The sequence below is a fragment of the Rhodococcus sp. OK611 genome (assembly GCF_003050885.1).
GTDB lineage: Bacteria > Actinomycetota > Actinomycetes > Mycobacteriales > Mycobacteriaceae > Rhodococcus_G > Rhodococcus_G oryzae.
This window is the reverse complement of sequence record NZ_QAOZ01000005.1, coordinates 244,451-271,063: the sequence shown is the minus strand read 5'-3', so window position 1 is coordinate 271,063 and position 26,613 is coordinate 244,451. Positions and strand designations below refer to the sequence as shown.

The window sequence follows — 26,613 nt, the reverse complement described above, 5'->3', positions numbered from 1 at the left end:
TACTAAGAAAGGCCCCGCCCTCACGGGCGGGGCCTTTCTCGTTTCCTATCGCTACTCGACCGGGCCGGCCAGCAGTTCCCGGAGGACCGGCGCCATCTCCTCGAGCGCGGCGGGGCTCATCATCGCCCAGTGCGTGCTGTGCACGGACCGGTGCCGGACCGTGCCCGAGACCGCCTGGCCCCATGACCGCGCCGCGATGGTGTCGTCCTGGCGTCCCTGCGCCGCGGTGAACAGCACCAGGTCGCCGTCGAAGCGGCCGGGGACGTAGCGCCGCATCAGTTCCGCCGAGTTCGTGGCCGAAGCGACCATCTGTCGCAGCCACTCCTCGGACACCGCGGACAGCGGGCCCCCGGTGGATGCCCGGATCAGGTCCAGCACCTCGTCGATGCCGGCCTCCGACGGATCGAGGTCGGCCGTCGCCGCGATACCGAAGCCGCCGAGGATCTCCTCCGCCGTCACCGCCGCGCCCTCACCGAGTGCGTCGGCCGCGTCGCCCGCGAAGCTGTCGAGCATGATCAGCCGCTCGACCGACTCCCCCGCCGCCTGGAGCTCGACGGCCATGGCGTGCGCGATGACGCCGCCGAGCGACCAGCCCAGCAGCCGGTACGGCCCGCTCGGCTGAACGGCCCGGATCTCCGTCACGTAGCGGTGCGCGATCTCCTCGATCGAGTCCGGCAGCGTGGCGTCGCCGGACGCGGCGGGCGACTGCAGACCGTAGACCGGCGTCTCACCGTCCAGCACCGGGGCCAGGGCGGTGTACGCCCACGACAGCCCAAGCACCGGGTGCACGGCGAAGACCGGCGACCGCTCACCCGCGGCGCGGATCGGGAGCAGGACGTCGAACATGTCCGCCCCGGTCCCGCTCGCGCCCTCCGCGCCGGACTCCGCGTCGATCGCGGCCGCGATGCCCTCGGCCGTCGGGTCGAGGAACACGGCCCGCAGCGGCACCGTGACCCCGAGCACCTCGGTCAGCCTGGACATCACCCGGGTCGCGGTCAGCGAGTTTCCGCCCAGATCGAAGAAGGACGCGTCCACGGACACCTTCTCGATCTCGAGGACCTCCGCGAGCACCTCTGCCACGGCGGCCTCGGTGGCCGTGCTCGGGGCCCGGTACTCGCCGGTGTCCTCGAACTCCGGCACCGGAAGCAGCTTGCGGTCCAGCTTGCCGCTGGGGTTGAGCGGGAACTCGTCGAGTCCGACGACCGCGTTCGGCACCATGTACACCGGCAGCACCGTCGCCACGTACCGCTTCAGTTCGTCCGGGTCCACCGTGGCGCCGTCCTGCGGGACCACATACGCGACCAGGTGGTCGCCGCGGTCGTCGGACTGCACCAGGACGGCTGTCTGCCGAACCCCGTCGAAGCCCCGCACCGCCGACTCGATCTCCTCGAGCTCGATGCGCTGGCCGCGCAGCTTGACCTGGAAGTCGGTGCGCCCGATGTACTCGAGGACCCCGTCCGCCCGTCGCCGGACCAGGTCGCCGGTGCGGTACATCCGGTCGCCCTCGGCGCCGAAGGGGTTCGCCACGAAACGGTCCGAGGTGATGCCGGGCCGGGTCAGGTACCCCCGCGCCAGCTGCGGGCCTGCCAGGTACAGCTCGCCCGCCACCCCGGCCGGGGTGGGCCGCAGCCCCGCGTCCAGCACGTGCACCCGGACGTTCCACTGCGGCAAGCCGATCGGCGTCGTGACCGTGTCCTCCGGACGCGCCTCCCAGTTGGTCACCGAGACCGCCGCCTCGGTGGGCCCGTACATGTTGTGCAGGCCCGCGTCGGTCAGCTCACGCCATCGTGCCGCCGTCTCGGGCGGCAACGCCTCGCCGATCACGAAGGCCCGCTTGAGCGTTCGCAGCGACGGCGCGTCGACGACCGCGACGAACACGCCGAGTGGCGACGGCACGAAGGTCGCCGTGGTGATCCCGTGCCCGGCGATCAGCCCGGCCAGGTACTCCATGTCCTTGTGTCCGTCGGGCTTGGCGATCACCAGGCGGGCACCGTTCTGCAGGGCCCAGAAGAACTCCCATACCGAGACGTCGAACGTCATCGCGATCTGCTGCAGCACCACGTCGTCGGCACCCAGTCCGTACTCGGACTGCTTCCACACCAGCTGGTTCACGATCGCCCGGTGCGTCAGGACGACACCCTTCGGCTTTCCGGTCGATCCCGACGTGAACATCACGTACGCCGTGTTGTCCAGATGCAGCGGCGCACGCCGGTCCGCGTCGGTCACCGGGGCATCGTCGTAGGCCGAGGTGTCGAGCTGGTCGATCTCGAGCACCTCGAAACGCAGGTCGACGTCGATCCGGTCGCGCCGTGTGCTCAGCACGCACACCGGGTCGGCCGTCTCCAGCACGTAGGTGGTTCGCTCGGCCGGATGATCGGGGTCGATCGGAACGTAGGCACCGCCGGCCTTGACGATCGCGTACATGCCGATCATCAGGTCGAGCGAACGCCGGATTCCCAGGCCCACCATCGACTCCGGGCCCACGCCCAGCTCGATCAGGTACCGCGCCAACCGGTTGGCCCGCGCGTCGAATTCCGCGTAGGTCAGTTCCTCGCCCTCGAAGACCAGCGCCACCGCATCCGGGGTGCGCGTCACCTGGGCATCGAAGAGGTCGGCAAGGGTCGCGGCCGGGATCTCGTGATCGGTCGCGTTCCAGCGATCGAGTTCGGCGTACTCCGCATCGGAGAGCACGTCGAGATCCCCGACCTTCGCGTCCGGGTTCCGCTCGATCGCCGAGAGGATCCGATCGACCCGGTCCAGGATCGACTCGACCTCGTCGGGCGCGAACAGGTCGGTCAGGAACTTCGCGTCCAACTGCAGGCGATCACCTGCCTCGATGTACAGCGACAGCGGGAAGGTGTTCGCGTCCACACCGCCGACGCCGAGCAGGCGCATCCCGTCGATGTCCGCGTCGCCGGTCGCGCTCGCGGCGTCGACCGGGTAGGACTCGAACACGGTGATGGTGTCGAACACGGAACCGGTGCCGGTGCGCTGCTGGATCGTCTGCAGGCCCACATGGTGGTGTTCGAGCAGGTCCGACTGCTCGCCCTGCAGCCGGAGCAACAGCTCGGTCACCGTCTCCGCCCGGTCCACGCTGACGTGCACCGGCAGCGTGTTGATGAACATGCCGACCATCGATTCCACGCCGGTCAGCGCGGGCGGGCGCCCGGAGACCGTGGCACCGAACACGACGTCGTCGCGGCCGATCAGGCGCGAGAGCACCAGGCCCCATGCCATCTGCACGACGGTGTTGAGCGTGACGCCGAGCTCACGTGCGAGTCCCGACAGCGCCCCGGTGCGCTCGGCCGACAGGTGCAGGCTGACCTCGCCGGGGAGCGAGGACTGCTCGCGTCCGCGGTCCGCGGGCGCGAGCAACGTCGGCTCCTCGGCACCGAGCATGGAGCCCGCCCACTGCTCCAGCGAGGCCTCGGCGTCGCGGGTGGACAGCCATTCGAGGAAGTCCCGGTAGGAGCGGACCGGCGGCAGCACCGATCCGTCGCCGCGCGCCGCGTACAGCACGATCAGGTCCTTGAGGAGCAGCGGCATGGACCAGCCGTCGACCAGGATGTGGTGGCTGGTCATGGCCAGCGAGTACGTGCCGTCCGCACGCCCAACGAGACTGAACCGGACCAGCGGGGGCTCGGACATGTCGAACCGGCGCTGCCGGTCCTCGTCCAGGACCCGCTGCCGCTCCTCGTCACCGCGGTGACCGAGATCCACCTCGCGGAACTGAACCGGCGCGCCGTCCACGATCACCTGGACGGCATTGCCCGCGTCGTCGTGCCGGAACCCGGCCCGCAGGTTCGGGTGCCGGTCGACCAGTGCCTGAGCGGCCGCGCGCAGGCGGCCGGCGTCGACGAGTCCGCCGAGTTCGATCACCACCTGCGAGGTGTAGACGTCGAGCGAGGTGGAGGTCTGCGCCAGCATCGAGTGGAAGAGCATGCCCTCCTGCAACGGCGTCAACGACCAGACGTCCGCGAGGGTCGGGTACTCCGCCTCGAACCGCTCGATCTCGTTCTGTGACAACGACACCAACGGCAGATCCGAGGGTGTGAACTGCGCCGACCCGGTCGCCGCGGCCCACCGGCCGATGGCCTCGAGGGCCCGGGACCAGAGTTCGGACAGCTCGCGCACCTCGGACTCGTCGATCAGGCCAGGGGGGAACGCGAAGGTGGCGCTCAGCCGTGCGCCCGTCACCGAGGCGTTGATGTCGACGACCGCGGCCGCGGGCAGGTCCGCGTCCGGAGCCGCCGACACCGAGAGCTCGCCCTTCGGCGCGGGCAGCCACCCGATCGGTGCGGAGCCCGTTGGCTCCTCGCCGCCGAGCTGGCCGAGGTAGTTGAAACCGATCTGCGGCAACGGCTGAGCGGCCAGCTCGGCCGCGGTCCGCTCGTTCAGGTACCGCAACAACCCGTACCCGATGCCCTTGTTCGGCACGGCCAACAGCTGCTCCTTGACCGCCTTGACGGCCGAGCCGACGGCGGGTCCGCCTGCAAGGGCCTCGTCGAGGTCGATCTCGGGCAGGTCGAGTCGGAGCGGGAACATGCTGGTGAACCAGCCGACGGTCCTGGTCAGGTCGGCACCGGGAACGGTGTCTTCCTCGCGACCGTGGCCCTCGAGCTTGATCAGCGTCGAGGACTCGTCGACGCCGCGATCACGCCGCCACGCCGAGACGGCGAGCGCCAGCGCGGCGAGCAGGCCGTCGTTGACGCCGCCCCGGACGGCCGCGGGCACCGCGGTCAGCAGGGCGTCGGTGGCCTGCTCGGACAGCACGACCTTGACCTCGGCGATGGACGCGAACAGATCGACCGCGGGGTCGAGCGGGCGCGATGCGAGCAACGGGTCCACCCCGCCCTGCACCGTTCGCCAGTACGCCATCTCGGCTTCCCTGGCCGGGCTGTTCGCCTCCTCGGCCAGTCCGTGTGCCCAGCGGCGCATGGACGTCCCGACGGGCGGGAGCTCCGGAGTGGCGCCCGTGGTGACGGACTGCCAGGCGGCCACCAGATCGGCGACCAGGATGCGCCAGGACACACCGTCGACGACGAGGTGGTGGGCGACGATGAGCAGTCGTCCCGACCCGTCGGCATCGGGCTCGGGATCGAACCAGACGAACCGGACCACCGAACCGGTGGCGAGGTCGAGCTCCGCGGCGGCGTCCTCGAAGGCGGGTGCCGCGAGTGCGTCGAACTCGGCGCTGCCGGGCAGGGCGCCCGCGCCGAACTCGACCCGGGCGACCATCGCGTCCACGTCGACCGAACCCGCGTCGCCGATCGACAGGATCGGCTCCGCGCCGGTCTGCGGGATCGACGACCTCAGCATGTCGTGCTGGTCGAAGACCGCACGCAGGGTCGCCACCAGCCCGGCCCTGTCGATGCCCTCGGGCAGCGCCAGGAAGGCGGGCATGAGCATCCGGTTGTGGCCGCCGGGCCGCTCGGTCATCCACCGCATGATCGGGGTGAGCGGCATCTCGCCTACTCCCCCGCCCTCGAGTTCGGCGAGCACCGTCGCGCCACCGGACTCGGACATCAGCGTGGCGACCTGAGCCAGTCCGGCAACGGTCTTGCGCTCGAACACATCCCGCGCCTTGAGCACGACACCGGCGGCCTTGGCCCTGGTCACCAGCTGGATCGAGACAATGCTGTCGCCGCCGAGCGCGAAGAAGGAATCCGTGACGCTGACCCGCTCGACGCCGAGCACCTCGGCGAACAGGCCGGCCAGGATCTCCTCTACCGGGTTCGTGGGAGCCACGAACGATTCGAGCGAGGAACCGAAGTCGGGCTCGGGCAGCGCCTTGCGGTCCACCTTGCCGTTGACGGTCAGCGGGATCGCATCGAGGACCACGATCGCCGACGGCACCATGTGCGCGAGCAGCGAGCGCCCGACGAACTCGGTCAGTGCGGCCACGTCGACCGTCGCGGACGCGACCGGGACGACGTACGCCACCAGCACCGTGGCGCCCGACGGTCCCTGCCTGCCGACGGTGACCGCGAAGTCCACCGACTCGTGTGCGGACAGCGCCGCGTCGATCTCGCCGAGCTCGATGCGGAAGCCGCGCACCTTGACCTGGAAGTCGCTGCGTCCGACGTACTCGATCTCGAGCCTCGACCGGTCGCCCGCCTCGGATCGATCCACCCAGCGCACCATGTCGCCGGTGCGGTACATCCGGGATCCGGCCTCGCCGAACGGGTTCGCCACGAAGCGGTCCGCGGTCAGCGCGCGGCGGTCGTGATAGCCGCGTGCCATCTGCGCCCCCGCGAGATAGAGCTCACCCGCGACCCCGACCGGCACCGGACGCATCCGGCGGTCGAGCACCGTCGCGGACATGCCGCGGATCGGCCCACCGATGGTGAGGATCTCGCCCGGGGTCAGTGCCCCGCTGATCGTCGCCATGATGATCGTCTCGGTCGGGCCGTAGCCGTTGTAGAAGCTGCGGCCGGGCGCCCAGATGTCCACCAGGTTGTCCGGCACCGCCTCGCCACCGGCAACCAGGTGCTGCAGGCAGTCCAGGCCCTCCGGCGAGACGGACGCGAGCGCGCCAGGGGTGATGAACGCGTGGGTGACGCCTGCCGAGGAGATGATGTCCGCGAGCTCGGTGCCGCCGTACACGCCGGGAGGCACGATCACCATGGCCGCGCCCGCGCCGACGGCGAGCAACAGCTCGAGCATCGATGCGTCGAAGCTCGGCGACGAGAAGTGCAGGGCGCGCGACCGGGCGGTGACGCCATAGCGCTCGCGCTGCTCCGCGGCGAAGTTCGCCAGGCCCTGGTGGCTGACCACGACGCCCTTGGGCAGTCCAGTGGAGCCGGAGGTGTAGATCACGTAGGCCGCGTGCCGCTCTCGAACCGGCGCACGGCGATCCGCGTCGGTGACCGGATCGGTCGACCCCAGATCCACGGCCGCCGCGAACTCGGGGTCGTCCAGGACGAGCCACGAGACGGTGGTCGGCAGGTCCGCCAGGTGCTCGGCATCGGTGATGCCGACGAGGGCGGACGAATCGGTGGTCATGTGCTCGATCCGGTCCGACGGGTACGCCGGGTCCATCGGCACGAAGGCACCGCCGGACTTCGCGATCGCCCACAACGCAATCTGCGATTCAACGGACCGCGGCAGCGCCAGCGCCACGAACGACTCGGGGCCGACGCCGCGGTCGATCAGTACCCGCGCGAGCGCATTCGAGCGATCGTCGAGTTCGCCGTACGACACGGTCCGGTCGCCCGAGACCAACGCCGGGGCATCCCGGTCGGTCGCGGCGGCGGCCAGCAAGTCGGGCAGCATGCGGGTGGCAGGCTCCGCGGCCGGGCCGGACACCGGCGACAGCGCAGCGCGCTCGTCCGGATCGGTGACCTCGACGTCGCCGACCGGGGTCGACGGCGCCGAGACGACGGTGCCGAGCACCCGCAGGAAGCGCTCGGACAGGGTCCGGACCGCGTCCTCGTCCACCAGTTCGGTGGCGTGGATGAACTTCAGGTGCAGCGCGCTGTCCAGGCTGGCCGTCATCGCGACCGGGTAGTGCGCGGCATCGATGCCGTCCATGCCGAGCACCCGCATCCCGGCGATGTCGGTCTGCGAGGTCGCACCCGCCATGTCGACGGGGAACGACTCGAACACCGCGAGGGTGTCGAACATCGCGGCTTCGCCTGCGGCGCGCTGGATCTCGGCCAGGCCGACGTAGTGATGGTCGAGCAGGTCGGCCTGCTCGGCCTGCACCCGGGTGAGCAGCTGCGCCACCGACTCCGACGGGTCCAGGTGCACGCGCAGCGGCACGGTGTTGATGAACAGGCCGATCATCGACTCCACGCCGGGGATCTCCGGCGGCCGGCCCGAGACGGTGGCACCGAAGACGGTGTCCTCGCGGCCGGTCAGCGACCCGAGCAGGATCGCCCAGGACACCTGCACGAAGGTGTTCGGCGTGACGCCGAGTTCGCGTGCGCGGGCGACGAGTTCCGCGGTCTCCGCAGCACCCAACTGCGTGAGGTACTGACCGGAGGTGCTGTCCTGCTGACGACCCCGGTCGCCGGAGATGAGCAGCGTCGGCCCCTCGACACCACCGAGCGAGTCCTCCCACGCCTGCAGCGAGCGCACGTGATCACGCTCGGCCAGCCACGCCAGGAAATCGCGGTAGGAGCGTGCCTGCGGCAGCACCGAGGCGTCGCCGTCCGCTGCGTACAGCACCAGCAGTTCCTTGAGCACCAACGGGGTGGACCAACCGTCGATCGCGATGTGGTGGTTCATCACCACCAGCTCGTACTCGCCCTCCCCGAGGGTGATCAGCGTCAACCGCATCAGCGGCGGCGCGCCGAGGTCGAACTTGGCCAGTCGGTCGTGCTCGACGATCCGGGCCCGCTCGGCACCCCGGTCGGCCTCGTCCATGCCGGACAGGTCGACGGTGACGAACGGGATCTCGGTGCCCTCGAGCACCACCTGCGCCGCGATGCCCGTGTCATCGGTGACGAAGGCGGTCCGGAAGCTGGGGTGCCGATCGATCAGGGCCTGAGCGGCCCGGCGCATCCGGTCGGCGTCGACGACGCCACCGAGCCGCAGACACAGCTGTGCCGTGTAGACGTCGACGGCGGACTCTGCCAGCGCCGCATGGAAGTACATGCCGTACTGCAGCGGTGAGAGGGACCAGATGTCCGACATCGTCGGGAATCGCGCCTCGTAGCGCTCGATCTGCGACTGGGTCAGCGAGACCAGCGGAAGGTCGGAGGGGGTGAACCCGCCCGCGCCCGGGCTGCTCGCATGGCTCGCGATCGCGTCGAGCGCATCGGTCCACAGCTCCGCCAGCTCGTCGACGTCCGCGGCCGACAGCACGCCGGTCGCGAAGTCGAACACCGTCGAGAGTGTCTCGACGCCTTCGGAGTTCGACACGACAGCGTTGATGTCGAGCGCGGCGACCGGCATGTCCGGGTCGAGTGCCGACCCGAGAACGCCGCCGTCGCCGACCGGCACCCAGCCCATGTCGCGCATCTCGTCGGTGACCTCGAACGCGCCGGTCCTGCCGAGGTAGTTGAACCCGATCTGCGGGGCGGCGAAACCGCTCAGCTCCTGGGCCGTGTCGGCGTTCAGGTACCGCAGCAGTCCGTATCCGATGCCCCGGTCCGGGACGGCGAGGAGCTGTTCCTTGACCGACTTGATCGCCTGGCCCGCGGCCGGGCCGCCCGCGAAGGCGTCGTCGAGGTCCACACCCGACACGTCGATCCGCACCGGGAACAGCGAGGTGAACCAGCCGACGGTGCGGGACAGGTCCGCGCCCTCGACGGCCTCTTCCTCGCGGCCGTGTCCCTCCAGGCCGAGCAGGGTCGCCGACGCGGCGACGCCGCGCCGCTCACGCCAGCGCGCCACGGCGAGGGCAAGGGCGGCGAGCAGTCCGTCGTTGACACCGCCGCCGAACGCCCGCGGTACCGCGGTGAGCAGCCCCTCGGTGGTCTCGGCGGATGCCTCGACCCGGACCCCCGCGGTCGCCGACACCACGTCGAGAGCGGGATCGACCGGACGCGACCCGAGCGTCGGGTCGGCCCCCTCGAGCACGCTGCGCCAGTATCCGAGCTCCTCGGTGCGCCGCTCGGACACCGCGGCCTCGGCGAGTCCGTGGGCCCACCGTCGGAGCGAGGTACCGACCTCGGGCAGCTCGGGCTCCGCACCCGACTGCACCTGACCCCACGCAGAGGCAAAGTCCGGCAACAGGATCCGCCAGGACACACCGTCGACGGCCAGGTGGTGGATCACCATCAGCAGGCGACCGTTGGTGTCACCGGCCCCGGCGGACGGGTCGAACCAGACGAACTGGGCCACGATCCCCGCCGTGGGATCGAGCCGGTCTGCGGCCGCCTCGAACTCGCCACGGACCAGCGCGGCGAACTCCTCGGTGCCGGGCCGCGATGCGAACTCGACGCGATGGATCAGCCGTGCCGACGGGACCGACCCGGCCTCGGTGACGGTGAGCCCGGAGCCGTCGTCGTTCCAGCGCAGACGCAGCGCGTCGTGCCGGTCGAGGACGGACTGGATCGTCGATTCCACGGTGGCACGGTCGATTCCGTGCGGCAATGTCACGAAGCTCGACTGTGAGTACCGGCGCAGCAGTCCGCCACGCTCGGCGGTGGCCCGCATGATCGGCGTGAGCGGCATCTCGCCGACGCCGCCGCCCGGCAGCTCCGCCAGGGTGATGGCAGCCGCGGCGGCCTCGCCCGCGACCGCGGCGAGTGCGGCGACCGTGCGGTGCTCGAAGACCTGCCGGGCGGTGAAGGCCAGGCCTGCGGCCTTCGCCCTGGTGACCAGCTGGATCGACATGATGCTGTCACCGCCGAGGGCGAAGAACGACTCCTCGACGCTGACCCGCTCCAACCCGAGCACCTCCGCGAACACCGCGGCGATCGTCTGCTCCGCGGGAGTGCGGGGCGCGACGTAGGTGTCGGCGACGGAGGTGAACTCCGGTGCGGGCAGCGCCCGCCGGTCCAGCTTGCCGTTGCTGGTCACGGGCATCGCCTCGAGCACGATGAGGGCGTCCGGCACCATGTAGCCGGGCAACGCCTTGGCCACCTCGGCCCGCACGTCGCCGGTGTCGACGGTGACGCCCGTCGCGGCCACCAGGTAGGCGACCAGGCGCTGACCCCGTTCGGTGTCCGCCGCGATCACCACCGCCTGGTCCACCGACGGGTGGTCCAGCAGGGCCGACTCGATCTCGCCGAGCTCGATCCGCTGACCCCTGATCTTGACCTGGAAGTCGGTGCGTCCCAGGTACTCCAGCTGCCCGTCGCGGCGCCAGCGCCCGAGGTCACCGGTCCGGTACATGACGGAGCCGGGTGCACCGAAGGGATTCGGCACGAATCGCTCCGCGGTCAGCCCCGACCGGGCGTGGTAGCCGCGGGCAACCTGACCGCCCGCGAGATAGAGCTCTCCCCTTGCGCCAGGGACCACCGGGTTCAGGCGCGAGTCGAGCACATAGGCCTGGCTGTTCCACACCGGGATGCCGATCGGCATGGTGCCGGTCTCGGTGCCGTCCGCCCAGTAGTGCACCGAGGTCAGTGTGGTCTCGGTCGGCCCGTAGGCGTTGTTGATCCCGAGCGACGCGCTTGCCAGCGTGCGGGCCGCGAGCTCGGGACTCAGGGCCTCGCCCGCCAACTGGAGCGAGCGCACCGACTGCGGGAACGCCAGCTCGGGGCTGGACAGGAAGGCCGCCAGCATCGACGGCACGAACCCGAGAGTGGTGACGTTCCACCGACGGGAGACGTCGATGAGGTACTCGGCGTCGCGGTGCCCGTCCGGCTTCGCGATCACCAGGTGACCGCCGGAGATGAAGGGCACGAACAGCTCCCACACCGACGGGTCGAACACGATCGGCGTCTTCTGCAGCACAACGTCCGAGGCCGTCATCTCGTACTCGCCGATGAACCAGCTGAGCTGGTTGACGATCGCGGCATGACTGACGGCCACGCCCTTGGGCACACCGGTGGAGCCGGAGGTGAAGATCACGTACGCGGGATTGCCGCGGCGTAGCGGACGCAACCGCTGGGCATCGGTGATCGGGGCGGCATCGAGATGACCGGTCGGAGCCGAGTCGATCTCCACGACCGGAACACCCGCGGGCAGCTCGACCCCGTCCCACGACGTGGTGAGGACGGCGACGGGCTGCGCGATCGAGAGCACCAGCTCCAGTCGTTCGGCCGGCTGATCGGGGTCGACCGGCACGTAGGCGCCGCCCGCCTTCATCACGGCGTACATCCCGACCATCATCTCGAGGGACCGGCGGGCCGCGAGGACGACCAGCGTCTCGGGTCCGACACCCTCGGAGATCAGGTGCCGGGCCAGACGATTCACGCGGGCGTCGAACTCGGCAAAGCTGAGGGTGGTGTCCTCGAAGGTCATCGCGGGCGCATCGGGCGTCCGCGCGACCGAACGGTCGATCAGCTCCACCAGGGTGGTCGGCTCCACCGGAACCGCGGTCTGGTTGAACTCGGTCAGCACGCGCTCACGCTCGTCCGGCTCGAGCAGGTCGATGTCCCCGACGACGACCTCGGGGTCGCCGACGGCCGTGGTCAGGATCCGGACGAACCGCTGCGCCATCCGCTCCACGCTCTCGCGGTCGAACAGCGAGGTCGCGAATCCGAACACGCCAGCGAACCCGGTGTTCCCGGCCTCGTCGGACTGCTCGGAGAAGGAGAGCTCCAGGTCGTACTTCGCCTGGCCCAGGTCGGTGGACAGGCCGCTGACCGTCAGGCCGGGCAGCTCGAAGACCGGGGTGTCGACGTTCTCGAAGCCGAACGACACCTGCACCAGCGGGGCGTGTGCGGTCGACCGTTCCGGGTCGAGGATCTCGACGAGCCGCTCGAACGGCAGATCGGCGTGCGAGAAGGCCTGCAGATCGCCCTCGCGGACCGTCTCGAGAACCGACCGGAAGGTGTCGGCCGACTCCATCTGCGTCCGCAACACGAGGGTGTTGACGAACATGCCGACGATCGGGTCGAGTGCCTCCTCGCCACGCCCGGCGACGGCGGTGCCGACCGCGATGTCACCGGTGCCGCTCATGTGCATCAACAGCACCGCGTAGGCGGCCTGCATCACCATGAACGAGGTGGTGCCCGTCGTCCGCGCGAGCGCATCGATCTGGGTCGACAGCTGCGACGGGACCTCGAAGTCCACCCGCTCGCCCAGCATCGACTGCATGGCGGGCCGGGGGCGGTCGGTGGGCAGCTCCAGCAGGTCCGGCAGGCCGGACAGGGCATCACGCCAGTGGTCGACCTGCTTGGCGATCACCGACTCCGGGTCCGATTCCGCGCCGAGGACCTCGCGCTGCCAGAGCGCGTAGTCGGCGTACTGCACCGGAAGCGGTTCCCAGTGCGGCGCCTCGCCCTGTGCGCGTGCCACGTAGGCACTCATCACGTCCCGGGCGAGCGGCGCCATCGAGGAGCCGTCCGCGCTGATGTGGTGCACCACGACCAACAGCACATGCTGGTCGGCTGCCAGTTCGAACAGGGCCGCGCGCACCGGCATCGAATCCGTGACATCGAAGCCCCGGCCGGCGAAGTCCGCCGCCCTGGCCATCAGCTCCGGCTCCGTGACGGCGATCCGGTCGAGCTCGATCGACGCCGCGGCCACCTCGATCACGCGCTGTTCCGGTCCGTCCGGGCCGGAGGGGTAGATCGTCCGCAGCGACTCGTGCCTGGCCAGCACGTCGAACATGGCCTGCTGCAATGCCTCCACGTTCAGCACACCGGACAACCTGACCCCGAGCGGGATGTTGTACGCGGCCGAGGCGGTGTCGAACTGGTTGAGGAACCAGATCCGCTTCTGTGCCATCGACAGCGGGATCCGGCCGGTCCGCGGACGCGCGACCAGCGCGGGGCGGTTGACGTCCCTGCCGGACATCGATGCCGCGGCCACCGCCAGCGACTCCACCGTTGGGGCGTCGAACAGCTCCCGCACGCCCATCGAGATGCCGAGCGCGGCGTTCACCCGTGCCACCACCCGGGTGGCCACCAGTGAGTTGCCGCCGATGTCGAAGAAGTCCTGATCCGCCGAGACCCGGTCCACACCGAGGACGTCGGCGAAGACCCCCGCGATCACCTCTTCCACCGGGTTGCGCGGGGCGCGGTACTCAGCGGCCGACTCGAAGACCGGCTCGGGCAGTGCCCTGCGATCCAGCTTTCCGTTGGGCGTCAGCGGGATCGAATCGAGCTCGACGAAGGCCGAGGGCACCATGTGCGCGGGCATCTCGACGCCCGCGTACTCGGCGAGGACCGACCTGTCGATGCTCCGACCGGTGCCTGCGAGCACGTACGCCACGAGCACCGTGTTGCCCGAGGCGGTCTTGTGGCCGATCGTCGCCGCGAACTCGACGCTCTCGTGCCGGGTGAGAACCGCGTCGATCTCGCCGAGCTCGATGCGGAAGCCGCGCACCTTGAGCTGGAAGTCACTGCGGCCCACGTATTCGATCGCCAATGCGGCGGTGTCATCCCCCGTCGCTCCGTCGGTCTCGATCCAGCGCACCACGTCGCCGGTCCGGTACATCCGGGACCCGTCCTCCGCGAACGGGTTCGCGACGAAGCGGTCCGCCGTCAGCGCGAACCGCTGGTGATAACCGCGGCCGAGCGCGGGGCCCGCGAAGTACAGCTCGCCCGGCACCCCTACCGGGACCGGGTGCAGGCGACCGTCGAGCACCATCGCGTCGGCACCGCGGACGGGACCGCCGATGTTGATCGATCCGCCCGGCACCATCGGCCGGCTCATGGTGATCACCATCGACGTCTCGGTGGGACCGTAGACGTCGAACAGTCGCCTGCCGGGCGCCCACCTGGCGACCAGCTCGGCCTGCACGGCCTCGCCGCCGACCGCGACGTCGGTGAGCTCGTCGAGCCCGACCGGGTCGACGGTCGCCAGTGCGGCCGTCGTGACGAAGGCGTGGGTCACCCGCTCCTCACGCAGGAAGTCACCCAGCTCCTGGCCGCCGTAGATGCTGGGCGGCGCGATCACCATCGTGGCGCCCGAGCCGATCGCGAGCAGCAGTTCCAGCACCGCACCGTCGAAGCTCGGCGACGCGAAGTGCAGGGTCCGCGAGTCACGGGTCACCGAGTAGTGCTCTCGCTGCGCCGCAGCGAAGTTCGCGAGGCCGGTGTGCGTGACGAGCACGCCCTTGGGCTTACCGGTGGAGCCCGAGGTGTAGACCATGTAGGCCCCGGACTCGACCTTCAGCGGCCGAACCCGATCGGTGTCGGTGATCGGCTCGGACGACTGTTCGTCGACCGAGGCGGAGAACTCGACGTCGTCGAGCGCCAACCAGGTCACCGAGCCGGGCACGGAGTCGATGCTGGCCAGGTCGGTGAGTCCGACCCGGACGCCGGAATCCGCGGCCAGGTACTCGATCCGCTCCTGCGGGTACGACAGGTCGAGCGGCACGAAGGCGGCACCGGTCTTGGCGATCGCCCAGACCGCGAGCACCGATCCGGCGGACCGGGACAGCGCCACCGCGACGAAGTCCTCGGCGCCGACGCCTGCTCCGATGAGCCTGCGCGCCAGCCTGTTCGAGAGTTCGTCGAGCTCGCTGTACGTCATCGCGAGGTCACCGAACTCCACCGCGTGCGCATCGGGGTTCAGCGCGACGGCCGCGGCCAGCAACTCCGGCAGGGTGGCCGGCGCGATGCTCGGGGTTCCTGACACCGGCGCGAGTCGTGCCCGCTCGCGCGAATCGAGCAGGCTCAGGTCGCCGACCGCCTGCGCCGGAGCCGCGACGACGGCCTCCAGTACCCGAAGGAAGCGAGTGGCGAAGTCCCGGACCGTCGACTCGTCGAACAGATCGGAGGCGTAGGTGAACTCGGCGGTCAGCCCGCCGCCGCCCGCGGGGTCGCTCTCCATCATCATCAACTGCAGGTCGAACTTCGCGACCTGCAGGCCGCTCTCCAGCGCGCTCACCGTGAGCCCCGGCAATTCCAGCGCGGCCTGCTCGAGGTTCTGGAATCCGAGGATCACCTGGGCGAACGGCGAATGCGCCCGCGAACGGGTGGGGTTGAGCGCCTCGACCAGCTGCTCGAACGGCACGTCGGCGTTGCCGAAGGCACCGAGGTCGGTCTCCCTGACCTGCGCGAGGAGCTCGGCGAAGGAAGCATCCGCATCGATGGCCGTACGCAGCACCAGCGTGTTGACGAACATGCCGACGAGATCGTCGAGCTGACGTTCGCCGCGTCCCGCGACGGGCGTCGCGATGGCGACGTCATCGGTGTTGCCGAGTCGAGACAGGAACACCACGAGCGCCGCGTGCACGGCCATGAACAGGGTGGCCCCGTGTTCGCGGGCGAGCGCGTCCAGGCGTGCACGCAGCTCGCGGTCGACGGCGAAGGAGACGCTGCCCGCCCGGAAGGACTGCTGCGAGGGCCGCGGGCGGTCCCCCGGGAGTTCGAGGACCTCGGGGATCCCCGCGAGTGCCGTTGTCCAGTACTCGATCTGCTGCGCCGCCAACGACTTCGGATCGTCGGGGGTGCCGAGGACCTCGCGCTGCCAGATGCTGAAGTCCGCGTACTGGACCTCGAGCGGGGTCCACCGCGGCGCCTCGCCCGCGGTGCGCGCGAGGTAGGCGGTGACCAGGTCCCTGGCCAGCGGCGCGGTCGAGGCGCCGTCGGACGAGATGTGATGGATCGACATCGCCAGTACGTGCTCGGCGACATCCGTGTCGGCGATCTGGACGATCTTGACCCGCAACGGGATCCCGGTCGTCACATCGAAGCCCTGGGAGAAGAACGCGACCAGCTCGGCCGCGAGGCCGGACTCGGAGACGGTCGCGGTGCTCACGTCCAGGTCGACATCGGCCGCGGGCACGATCAGCTGGTGGGGACCGTCGTCGGTGTTCGGGAACAACGTCCGCAGGGACTCGTGGCGTTCGAGGACGTCACCGAGCGCGGAGCGGAGGATGTCGGTGTCGAGTGCGCCGGTGAGCCTGATCGCCATCGGGATGTTGTAGACCGGCGAGGAGGTGTCGTACTGGTTCAGGAACCACATACGAGACTGAGCCAGCGACAACGGGATCCGGCCAGGGCGCGGTCGGGCCGACAGTTCGCTGCGCGCCTCGGCGCGGCCTTCCCCGAGTTCGATCCGGGCGGCCAGTTCGGACACCGTCGGCGCCTCGAAGAGGTCGCGCAGACGGAGCGCCGCCCCGGTCCCCGCGTTGACCCGGGCCACGACCTTGGTCGCGACGAGCGAGTCGCCGCCGAGGGCGAAGAAGCTGTCGGTCGCGGACACCCGGGGCACCGACAGCAGCTCGCCGTACACGGCCGCGACGATCTCCTCGACGACATTCGCGGGCGCCCGGTAGGACTCCTCCGCGGAGCCGAAATCGGGATCCGGCAGCGCCTTCCGATCGACCTTTCCGCTGGGGGTCAGCGCGAACTCGTCGAGGACCACGACCGCCGAGGGCACCATGTAGTCGGGCAGGGCACGTCGGGCCACCTCGGTGACCGCGTCTTCGAGTCCGTCCGCGGTGTCGGCGGGGACCACGTAGGCGACCAAGCGGTCGATCCCGGTCTCGGTGGTCTTGACCACCACGGCGACCTGGCCCACCCGCGGGTCGGCCAGCAGCGCCATCTCGATCTCGCCGAGCTCGACCCGCAGACCACGGATCTTCACCTGGAAGTCGGTGCGGCCGACGTACTCGAGTTCGCCGTCGGTGTTCCAGTACACGACGTCGCCGGACTGGTACATCCGCTCGCCGCCGCCCCGGAACGGGTTCGCCACGAACCGGGCCGCGGTGAGCGCGAACCGGCTTCCGTAGCCGCGGGCGAGCACCAGCGGACCACCGATGTACAGCTCGCCGGGCACCCCGGGCGGCACCAGGCGCAGGTGCTGGTCGAGCACATACAGCTCATAGTTCGGCAGCGCGGGTCCGATCGGGACCCGGCCGTCGGGATAGCCGGTGGTCACCGAGCTCAACCGGTGATCGGTGATCATGTCGGTGGCCTCGGTCGGCCCGTAGTTGTTGTGCAGCCGGGTGCCCGCCGCCTCGAGGTGCGCGAGCCTGGCCGGGTTGAACGACTCGCCGCCCAGGTGCAACGACCGCAGCGCGGGCAGCACCGACTGGTCCGTGTCCGCGTCGAGCAGCGTGGCGAAGGCGCTCGGCGCCAGGTTCGCGTTGACCACCGAGCCGCCACCGATGATCTCGAGGATCTCGACCGGGTCGAAGGGGTCCCCCGCCAGGTGCAGCACGCCACCGTCGGACAGTGTGACCCACACGTTCTTCTGCGTCTGGTCGAAGACCGGCGAGTTCGCGACCAGCGCACCGTCACCCGGCTCGAGGCGGATCTCACCGCGGTACCACTCGGCGGTGTTGAGGACGCCGGCCATCGGCACCAGGGTCGGCTTCGGCCTGCCGGTCGATCCCGAGGTGGTGATCACGTAGGCGAGGCGGTGACCGGCACCGGGTTCGGTCCAACGGTTCGGTGGGGCCGTCTCCTGCCTGCTCGCGAGCCGGGCCTCGGTGTCCGCATCGCCCAGCCGCACGAGCGCTCCGGAGTAGGCGAGCTCCTCGCTCCACCCGTCCGCGAGCACCACGGCCCCGACCTCGCAGTCCTCGAGAACGGCTGCGATCCGGTCCGCGGGCGCCTTCGTGTCGACCGGCAGGTAGGCCGCGCCGACCTTCCACGCGGCGAGCATGCCGACCACCCAGTCCACCGAACGCGGGACGACCAGGGCCACCACGTCATCGATGCCGACGCCCGCGGCGATCAGCTCATGCGCCAACCTGTTGGCGCGACGGTCGAGCTCGCCGCGCGTGACGCTCGTGCCCGATGCCACCACGGCGATCGCGGACGCGTCCTCGGCGACCCGTGCGTCGATGCGTTCGAGCAACGTCTCGGGGGTGCGGGCGAGTTCCGTGCGGTTGTACGAGTCGAGCAGCTGCAGCTCGTCGTCGGTGATCAGGCGCAGCGAACCGACGTTCGCCTCCGGACGCGCCACGAACTCGCGCAGCACCCGGATCGTGCGGTCGAGATGACCCGCGACGGTCGCCTCGTCGAAGGCCTCGTGCTGGAACTCGGCGGCGAGGTGCAGACGGCCGTCGACGGGAGCGGCCACGATCGAGAGCGGGAAATGGCTCGCGGCCGCGGATTCCACACCCATCAACCGCATCCCGGCGATGTCGACGTCGCCGCCAACACCGGAGGTGTCCACCGGATAGGACTCGTAGATCACGGCGGTGTCGAACAGCGCGGCGTCACCCGCGGCCCGGTGGATGTCGGTCAGCCCCACGAAGTGGTGGTCGAGCAGCCCCGCCTGCTCCGTCTGCAGGCGTACGAGCAGCTCGCGCACCGGCTCGTGCGGAACGAGCTGCACGGCAACGGGAATGGTGTTGATGAACAATCCGGCCATCGACTCCACGCCGGACAGGTCCGACGGCCGACCGGACACGGTGGCACCGAACACGACGGTGCCGCGACCGCTGAGCATGCCGAGCACGACGCCCCATGCCGTCTGCACCAGCGTGTTCAGCGTGACGCCCAGCTCCGCCGCGAGCGCCTCGGCACCCGCGGTCTCCTCGGCGGAGAGCGAACCCTCCACCTTGCCCGGCACCGCAGCGTGGTTGACGCCCTGCACCGCAGGCGCCAGCAGGGTCGGATCATCCGCTCCGGCGAGCGCGTCGCGCCAGGTCTCCAGCGACTGCGCGCGGTCCTGTCCGGCGAGCCAGTGCAGGTAGTCCTTGTAGTCCCGGGCCCGCGGCAGCGCCGAATCGTCGCCGTCCATGGCGTAGAGCGCCATCAGCTCGCGGATGACCAGCGGGGTCGACCAGCCGTCCAGGATCACGTGGTGGTTGGTGAACACGAGCTGCCAGCGATCGGCCGCCAACGCGAGCAGGGTCAGCCGGACCAGCGGCGGCGTCGCCATATCGAAGCCCGTCGCGCGGTCCGCATCGAGGATCCGCTGCCGCTCGGCCGCCCTCGACTCCTCGTCGAGGCCGCTGAGATCGTGCAGGGTGAGCGGGGCCCGGGTGTCGCCGACGACGACCTGGACCGATCCCACGGCCTCGTCGACCAGGAACACCGAGCGCAGGTTCGGGTTCCGGACCAGGAGCCGGTCGGCGGCGCGCCGCAGCCGATCTGCATCGACCGATCCGGTCAGGTCGAGCACGAACTGCGCGGTGTAGACGTCCACCACGTCCGGCATGCCCTCGGTGAGCAGTGCGTGGAAGAGCAGGCCGTGCTGCAGCGGGGACAGGGACCACAGGTCCTCGACGCTCGGGTACCGCGACTCGAACAGTTCGATCTGGTCCTGCGACAGGGACACCAGTGGCAGGTCGGACGGGGTCAGACCGCCGGCCGCCTCCGTGCGCGCGTGCGCGCTGATCGCGGTCATCGCGGCGCGCCAGAATCCGGCGAACTCCTCGACCTCCGCCTCGCTGAGCACACCGGTCGCGAACGACAGGGTCGCCGACAGGCCGCCGCCCGGCAGCACCGACGCGTTGATCTCCAACGCGGACTCGGGCGCCATGGCCGGATCGGCCGCGCCGCCGAGCGCGCCGCCGTCGGTGACCGGGATCCAGCCGAGGCCACGGATCTCGTCGGTGAGCTCCCCGGTCCCGAACCGGCCGAGGTAGTTGAAGCTGATCTGGGGAACCGCCCCGGAGCTCAGCTCCGCGCCGGTCTCCGGGTTGAGGTACCGCAGCAGGCCGTACCCGATGCCGTTGTCCGGCACCGCCAGCAGCTGCTCCTTGACGGCCTTGACCGCAGATCCTGCCGCTGCCCCGCCCGCGAGCGCGTCATCGAGGTCGGCCCCACCGAGGTCGAGCCGAACGGGGTACACGCTGGTGAACCAGCCGACGGTCCGCGAGAGATCCGCGCCCGGCACGACCTGGTCCTCACGGCCGTGTCCCTCCAGGGTGATCAGGGTCGAGGACTCCGCCGCTCCGCGTCCGCCGCGGGCTCGCCGCCACGCGGCGACGGCGACGGCGAGGGCCGCGAGCAGTCCGTCCTGGGCGCCGCCCCGGAATCGGGCGGGCACCCCGGTGAGCAGCCCGTCGGTCACATCGGCAGGCAACTCGAGAGAGACCTGTCCCCTGGTCGCCACGGTGTCGAGCCGCGCGTCGAGCGGCCGCGATCCGATCGGCGCCTCCGGCGTCGCCAGAACCTCACGCCAGTAACCGAGTTCGGTCACCCGGGAGTCCGAACGTGCCTCGTCCGCGAGGGCGTGCGCCCACCGACGCATCGAGGTGACCTCGGGCTCGAAGCTCGGCGTACCGCCTGCGACGATCTGGCCCCAGGCCGAGGCGAGGGCGGGCACCAGCAGGCGCCAGGACACGCCGTCCACCACGAGGTGGTGCAGTACCAGGAGCAGGCGTCCGTTCGCCTCGCCGAGCTGCGATGCCGGATCGAACCAGACGACCTGCACCATCGCACCGGCGGCGGGGTCGAGTCGGTCCGCGGCCGCGTCCAGTGCCGCGGCCGCAATTCGCTCGAATCCCGCACTGCCGGGGGCATTCTCGGAATCGAACTCGATCCGGTCGATCACCGAGTTCGCGTCGACCGAGCCGAGCTCACGGGCGCGCAGCACGGGCGCGTCCCCGTCAGCGGAGGCCAGCACCGACCGAAGCATCGGATACTGGTCGAGCACCGCCTGCACCGTCGCAGCCAGGGTGCCGCGGTCGAGTCCGAGCGGCGCCGTCAGCAACACCGCCTGGGAGAACCGTGACCCCGCGCCGTTCTCCAGCGCCCAGCGCGCCACCGGCAGCAGCGGCATGTCGCCGACACCGCCGCCGGGAAGCTCCTCCAGCACCGCGACGCCCGCCTCGGCGACCGTCGTGGCGACCAGGGCAAGACCGGTCACGGTCTTGCGCTCGAAGACGTCCCTTGCCTTGATCAGCACGCCCGCGGCCTTCGCCCTGGCCACCAACTGGATCGAGACGATGCTGTCACCGCCCAGCGCGAAGAACGAGTCGGCGACGCTGACCCGGTCGACGCCGAGCACCTCGGCGAAGAGGCCGGCCAGGAGTTCCTCCATCGCATTCGACGGAGCGACATACGATTCCGCGGCCGAGCCGAAGTCCGGTTCCGGCAACGCCTTCCGGTCCACCTTGCCGTTGATCGTCACGGGCAGCGCGTCGATCACCACGATCGCCGACGGCACCATGTGCGGGGCCAGCGAACGGGACACGAACTCGGTCAGCTCGCGGTCCGCGAGCGCGGCACCGGGCACCGGCACGACGTAGGACACCAGCACGGTGGCACCGGCCGGTCCCTCCCTGCCGATCGTGTATGCGGTGTCGACGGACTCGTGCGCCGCCAGTGCGCCGTCGATCTCACCGAGCTCGATCCTGAAGCCGCGCACCTTGAGCTGGAAGTCGCTGCGCCCCACGTACTCGATCTCGAGCCGGGACCGGTCACCCGAGACCGACCGGTCGACCCAGCGGACGAGGTCACCGGTGCGGTACATCCGGGCGCCAGGCGCTCCGGACACGTCGGCCACGAACCGGGACGCGGTCAGGTCGAAGCGGCCGTGATAGCCGCGGGCCAGCGCCGGGCCCGCGAGATAGAGCTCACCCGTCACACCGAAGGGGACGGGGCGCAGTCGCCCGTCGAGGACCACCGCGGACACCCCGCGGATCGGGCCACCGATGGTGACGGGCGCGCCCGCGACCATCGGTTCCGAGATGGTCGCGATCATGGTGGTCTCGGTGGGGCCGTACAGGTTCCGGAAGGGATAGGTGGGCGCCCACTTGGCCACCAGTTCAGGACTGACCGCCTCACCCGCGACCGAGATCGACTCCAGGTCGACCAGGCCGGTGGGATCGACGGTGTTCAACGCGGCGGGTCCCGTGTAGCCGTGCGTGACCCGCTGCTCGAGCATCACCTCGCGCAGCTCGTCGCCGCCGTAGATGCCCGGTGCCACGATGACGGCGGCCGCGCCCGCGACCGAGGCCATCAGCAGTTCCCACACCGCGCCGTCGAAGCTCGGCGACGCGAAGTGCAGCACCCTGGACGTGGCCTGCACGCCGAACTTCTGCTGGTGCTCGGCGACGATGTTGACCAGGCCGGTGTGCGTGACCGCGACGCCCTTGGGGAGGCCGGTGGAGCCGGAGGTGTAGACCATGAACGCCGGGTTGTCCACGTGCGCGGCCGTGGTGCGATCGGCGTCGAGGATCGGATCCGTACGCTCGGCGTTCCAGTCCGCGAGGAAGCCCGGGTCGTCCATCGCCAGCCAGCGCACACCGGACGGCAGTCCGGCGAGCGCCCCGGTCGTGGTCAGGCCGAGCGTCGCCCCCGAGTCCGAGGCCATGTGCTCGATCCGGTCGGCGGGGTAGGCGGGATCGATCGGCACGAACGCCGCGCCGGTCTTCGCGACCGCCCACACCGCGACCGCCGACTCGATCGACCGCGCGAGGGAGAGCGCCACGAAGGTCTCGGGGCCGGCCCCGTGCGAGATCAGCACCCGGGCAAGGGCGCTGGACCGGTCGTCGAGCTCCCCGTAGGACACCACGCGGTCGCCGGAGACCAGGGCCGGGGCACCGCGTTCCGCGGCTCCGGAGGTCAGCAGCTCCGCCAGCGAGACCGGGGCCGCGGAATCCGCGCCACGCACGGGCGTGAGGGCCCTGCGCTCGTCCGGGCTGGTGATCTCCACGTTGCCGACCGGAACCGACGGATCGGCGGTGACCGCCTCGAGCAGGCGCACGAACCGCTCCCCGAGGGTGCGCACGCTGGTTTCGTCGAACAGGTCGGTCGCGTAGACCAGGGTGCCGGTCATCCCCGAGTGATCGGCCTTCTCGCCCACCGAGAGCTGCAGGTCGAACTTCGCGAAGGTCACGCCCGGGTCGACCTCGCCGACCACGAGGTCGGGCAGTTCCAGGACCGCGGCCTCGGTGTTCTCCAGCGCGATGACCACCTGGAAGATCGGCGAGTGCGCGGTCGACCGCTCGGGCGCGAGGAGCTCCACCAGGCGTTCGAACGGTACGTCCGCGTGCGCGAGCGCACCGATGTCCGATTCCCTTGTGCTGCGCAGCATCTCGACGAACGACTTGGCCGGGTCGACCACGGTCCGCAGCGCGAGGGTGTTGACGAACATGCCGACGAGGTCGTCGAGTTCACGCTCGCCACGACCCGCGGTTGGGGTACCGAGGACGATGTCGTCCGTGCCGGACAGCTTGGAGAGGAGCACGGCGAACGCGGCGTGCACGGCGGTGAACAGGGTCGCCTCGTGCTCGCGCGCCAGCTCGAGCAACCGGCCGTGCAGATCCTGACCGATCTCGAACTCGACCCGGGCACCCTCCATGGAGATGACCGCGGGACGCGGGCGATCGGTCGGCAGCGGCAGCACCTCCGGGATCCCGGCGAGCTCGTCGACCCAGTAGCCGACCTGCCGCGCCAGCAGCGACTCCGGGTCGTCCTCGACACCGAGCAGCTCGCGCTGCCACATCGCGAAATCCGCGTACTGGACCTCGAGCGGCGCCCACTCCGGGCCATGACCGCTCGCCCAGCTCGAGTACGCGATGACGACGTCCCTCGCCAGAGGCGCCATCGACGCGCCGTCCGAGGAGATGTGATGCACCAGGAACAGCAGGACGTGCTCGTTCTCGGTCAACCGGAACAGGCGCGGCCGGACCGGGATCTCGACGGTCACGTCGAAGCCCCGCGACGCGAGGTCCGCGAGCGTCGTCATCAGGTCGGCCTCGTCACGGACATGGACCGGGGTCAGATCGATGTCGAGTCCGTCGGCGGGCAGCACCACCTGGTGCGGGCCGTCCCCGTCGTCCGGGAACACGGTGCGCAGCGACTCGTGCCGCTCGAGCACACTCGCCACCGCGGCCGCCAAGGCCTCGGTGTCGAGCGACCCGGTCAGCCGGATACCGAGCGGGAGGTTGTAGGCGGGCGACGAGGTGTCGAACTGGTTGATGAACCACATCCGAGACTGAGCCAGCGACAACGGGATCCGCTCGGGTCGCGGCTGCGCCACGAGTTCCGGCCGATGACGACCGGTCCCCGCTCCCTCGGCCGCGAGGGCGGCCAGCCCGGCCACCGTCGGTGCGTCGAACACCTCGCGCAGATTCACGTCCGAGCCGAGTGCCGCGTTGGCCCGCGCAACCACCCGGGCCGCCGACAGCGAGTTGCCGCCGATCTCGAAGAACGAATCGTCGGCGCCGACCCGCTCGATGCCGAGGATCTCGCCGAAGATCTGTGCCACCACGATCTCGGCCGGCGTCGACGGCTCCCGGTAGTGATCGGAATGCGACTCGAACTGCGGGCGCGGCAGCGCCTTCCGGTCGATCTTTCCGCTCGTGTTGAGCGGCATCTCGTCGAGCACGAGCAGCAGGTCGGGAACCATGTACGCCGGCAGGGTCCGGCCCACGTCGGCAAGCACCTGATCGGTGTCGATCGTCGCGCCCGCGACCGCGGTCACGTACCCCACGAGACGCTGCACCCGGTTGTCGTCGTGCACGACGACAATGGACTGCAGGACATCGGCATTCGCGACCAGTGCGGATTCGATCTCACCGAGCTCGATCCGCAGACCTCGGATCTTGACCTGGAAGTCACTGCGCCCCAGGAACACCAGTTCGCCGTCGCTGCGCTCGCGCACCAGGTCGCCGGTCCGGTACAGCCGGGCGCCGCCGGAACCGAACGGGCTCGCAACGAATCGTGATGCGGTCAGGGCGGTCATGCCGCCGTAACCGCGGCCGACCGCGTTGCCACCGATGTAGAGCTCACCCGTGATACCCGCGGGCACCGGCCGCAGGCGGCCGTCGAGGACGTGGTAATCCACTCCCTCCCAGGCGGTACCGATCGGGATCTGGCCCTGTTCGGTGTCAGGGGCGGAGAGGTCCAGCTCGTAGATCGACGTGACGTCGGAGGCCTCGGTCGGACCGTAGCTGTTGATCATCCGCGTCTGCGTGCCGATCAACCCGTTGTACGCGGCGGGCCGGATCTGCTCACCGCCCAGGATCACGGCGCCCAGGTTGGTCAGTACGCCCTCGGTGTCGAGGTCGGCCAGCACCTCGAAGGCGCTCGGCGCCATGTTGGCGATCTGGACGTCCCCGGTACCGATCTGACGCAGGATCGGCTGCGGGTCGAAGCCGTCCTCGGACAGATGCAGCGTGCCGCCGTACGCGAGCGCGACCCAGATGTTCTTCTGGGTCAGGTCGAACAGCGGCGAGTTCGCCATCAGGACGCCGGTGCCTGCACCGAAGTCCAGCATGCGGCGGTAGGCCTGGAAGGTGTTGGAGACGCCGCGCATCGGCACCAGCGTCGGCTTCGGACGGCCGGTCGATCCCGACGTCGAGATGACATAGGCCAGTCGCAGGCCCGCGTCGTCGTCCGTCCACGGATCCCGCTCCGGATCCGTTGCCTCGTGCGCCTCGAGGCGCTCCACGGTGTCGGGGTCGTCGAGGACCGTCACCTCGAAGGGAGCGTCCGCCAGCGCGGGCCACCCGCTCAGTGCGACCACGGCCCTTGCCCCGCTCGCCTCGATGAGCCCCTCGGTCCGCTCGATGGCCCACGCGGGGTCGAGCGGTGAGTAGGCGGCGCCGAGCTTCCACGCCGCGAGCATGCCGACGATCCACTCGAGTGAACGGGGAACGATCAGGGAGACCACATCGTCGGGTCGCACCCCATGGGAGGCGAGTTCCCGCGCCAACTGGTTGGCCCTGCGGTTCAGCTCGCCGCGGGTGGTCGGGCGGCCGTCCTCGACGACGGCGATCGCCTCGGGATCGCGCTCGACCCACTCCTGCCACAGGGCGACGGCCGAGACCATCGGCCATCCGTCGGCGGGCGCCTCGGCGGCCTGCTCGGGAAGGTCGAGGGTGGAGGCGTCGGCGTGGATCCTGTCGAGCACGCCCCCGATGCCACCCTCCGCGGCAACGATCGTCGGAACCAGACCGGTGAGGACCACGGAGACGATGGCATCGGCATCCATCCCGCGATCGGACAGTGCCCCCGCCAGCAGCTGCAGACGCTCCTCGAGCTCCCGATACGTCACCGACATACCGTCGACCGACACTACGATCGTGTCCGGGCGGTCCGAGGCGAGAGCGGCGATCGATCGAGTCAGATCCGCAGCAGACAACAGTTCCTCCGAAGCATTCGAGCTAGTTCGTTCGTTTACGCATCACAGAACAGCGAGCCGTCCGATGCGACGAATCACCGCAGCTAAACATACGGG

General features: G+C 70.3%; 1 protein-coding gene. It reads right to left on the bottom strand.

From position 1 onward, the window contains the following. Positions 1 to 51: 51 nt before the first annotated feature. A complete protein-coding gene (locus C8K38_RS08350; RefSeq protein WP_143548409.1) occupies positions 52 to 26,436 on the bottom strand; it encodes a non-ribosomal peptide synthase/polyketide synthase in 26,385 nt (8,794 codons plus the stop codon). Positions 26,437 to 26,613 lie beyond the last annotated feature (177 nt).

What these genes read in the sequence shown, in the direction of transcription:
- C8K38_RS08350 (WP_143548409.1), bottom strand. Translation starts at nt 26,436, where the DNA reads ATGTCGGTGACGTATCGGGAGCTCGAGGAGCGTCTGCAGCTGCTGGCG.